The sequence below is a fragment of the Sphingomonas kyeonggiensis genome (assembly GCF_014204495.1).
Classification (GTDB): domain Bacteria; phylum Pseudomonadota; class Alphaproteobacteria; order Sphingomonadales; family Sphingomonadaceae; genus Sphingomonas; species Sphingomonas kyeonggiensis_A.
This window is the reverse complement of the sequence record NZ_JACHLN010000008.1, coordinates 1-2,476: the sequence shown is the minus strand read 5'-3', so window position 1 is coordinate 2,476 and position 2,476 is coordinate 1. Positions and strand designations below refer to the sequence as shown.

Annotated in this window: 1 protein-coding gene; it reads left to right on the top strand. The window is 70.9% G+C overall.

Annotated features, from left to right (window positions below):
• Positions 1-2,476, top strand: a 2,476-nt coding sequence (locus HNP52_RS22920) for an Ig-like domain-containing protein (protein ID WP_184171492.1), incomplete at both ends; no start/stop codon positions are given.

The window sequence follows — 2,476 nt, the reverse complement described above, 5'->3', positions numbered from 1 at the left end:
TGGCCGCGGACAAGACCGGCGTGGTGGTGCCTTATGCGGGCAGCGGCACGGCGATCGACCTCTCTGCCTCGATCACGGGCGTCCATTCGGCGATCGCGATCGGCACGGCGCCGGCGCATGGCACGGTGACGATCGCGGGGGATGTGGTGACCTACACCCCGGCGGCGACCTATTACGGCGCGGACAGCTTCACCTACACCGCGACCGGTCCTGGCGGCACGTCGGCGCCGGCGACGGTGAGCATCACTGTGGGCCTGCCGCCCGCACCGGTCTCGACCGACAAGAGCGGCGTGGCGGTGCCCTATGCAAGCACCGGCACCGCGATCGACCTCAGCACCTCGATCACCGGCGTCCATTCGGCCATCACGATCGGCACGGCACCGGCGCATGGCACGGTGACGATCGCGGGCGATGTGGTGACCTACACCCCGGCCGCGACCTATTATGGCGCGGACAGCTTCACCTTCACGGCGACCGGCCCCGGCGGCACTTCGGCGCCGGCGACGGTGAGCATCACGGTGGCGAACCCGCCGGCACCGGTGGCGGCGGACAAGACCGGCGTGGCGGTGGGCTATAACAGCGCGGGCACCGCGATCGATCTCGCGCCCTCGATCACCGGCGTGCATTCGGCGATCACGATCAGCACGGCGCCGACGCACGGCACCGCGACGGTGAGCGGCGATGTCGTGACCTATGTCCCGACCACCGGCTATTACGGCGCGGACAGCTTCGCCTATACCGTGACCGGCCCTGGCGGCACTTCGGCCGCGGCGACGGTGGGCCTGACGGTTGCCACCCCGCCGCCGCCGAGCGCGGCGCCGGGCACCGGCACGGTGCCGGGCAGCACCACCACGGCGGGCACCAGCGTCCAGATCAACCTCTCGTCGCTGGTCACCGGCGTCTATAGTTCGATCCAGATCGCCAGCCAGCCGGCGCACGGCACGGTCACGCTGAGCGGCGGGGCAGGGCCGAGCCTGACGCCGACCGCGGTGGCACCGGTCTCGCCCTATGTCGCGACCTATACCCCGGCGGCCAATTATGCCGGCACCGACAGCTTCACCTTCACCGCGACCGGCCCGGGCGGCACTTCGGCACCGGGCACGGTGACGATCACCGTGGTCGGCCAGGTGCCGATCGCGACGCCCAAGACCGCGACGGCGGGCGATGGCCAGATGGTGTCGGTGATGCTCACCGACGGCGCCACGCGCGGGCCGATCACCGGCGCGACCGTGGTCAGCATCTCGCCGGCCAATTCGGCGACCACCACGATCGTGGCGGCGGGCAACGGCACCTATCGTCTCGACGTGACGCCGAACAACCGATTCGGCGGGCAGATCGTGGTCAACTTCACGCTGAGCAATATCTTCGGTGCCTCGGCGCCGTCGACCGTGACGCTCACCGTCCAGGCCCGCCCCGATCCGCGCAACGATCCGGATATCGCGGCGATCAGCGATGCCCAGGCCGAGACGGCACGCCGCTTCGCCCGGGCACAGGTGTCCAACTTCATGCGGCGCACCGAGCAGCTCCACAACGGGGGCGGCGCGACCGGCCTCGCCATGGGCGTGACGCTCGGCTCGCGCGACGGCACGATGGCGCTGCAGCGGCCCGACGACAAGAACTGGGGCCTCGCCATCACCGACCGGATGCGCGTCTCGGGCGAGGATCCGGCGATCGGCCAGTTCGCCAACAACCCGCAGTCGCCGCTCTCGCGGGCCGACCAGCTCGGCTATGGCCGCACGGTCGCGACCACGGGCGGGGTCGGCGGCACGGCAGGGCCGGCCAGGGCGGCCTCGGGTGTCGATGAGGACGGCAAGCGCCGGAACGGGTCGGTGGCGACCTGGGCGGGCGGTGCCATCGACATCGGCACGCGCGACAAGCGCACCGATCGCAGCAAGATCACCGCCACCACCGCGGGCCTCAGCGCCGGGGCCGACATCAAGCTGTCCGACGATATCCTCGTCGGCCTGGGTGGCGGCTATGGCAATGACCTGAGCAAGATCGGCACGGCGGCGCAGGTGCGCGGCACCAGCACCATCTATGCCGCCTATGCCAGCATCCAGCCGGCCAGCGGCACGTTCATCGACGGCATGGTCGGCCGCGGCCAGCTCGACTTCACCACCCGGCGGCTTGCCGCGGCGGTGAACGCGACGGCGCGCGGCAGCCGGGACGGCAGCTACACGGTCGCCGCGATCTCGCTCGGCATCGACCGGGCGGGCGGCCCGCTGCAATGGTCGCTCTATGGCCGCGCCGAGTATCTCGATGCGGACCTCGACGCCTATGCGGAAAGCGGCGCCGGGCGCTACAACCTGCGCTTCGATGCACGCCAGGTGCGCTCGGTCACCGGCACGCTGGGCGGGCGCCTCGAATATCGCCAGAAGGTGAGCTTCGGTTCGATCACCCCGCGCATCCGCGCCGAGTGGAACCATGAGTTCGCCGATGTCGATGCCCAGTGGCTCGACTATGCCGATATCCCGGG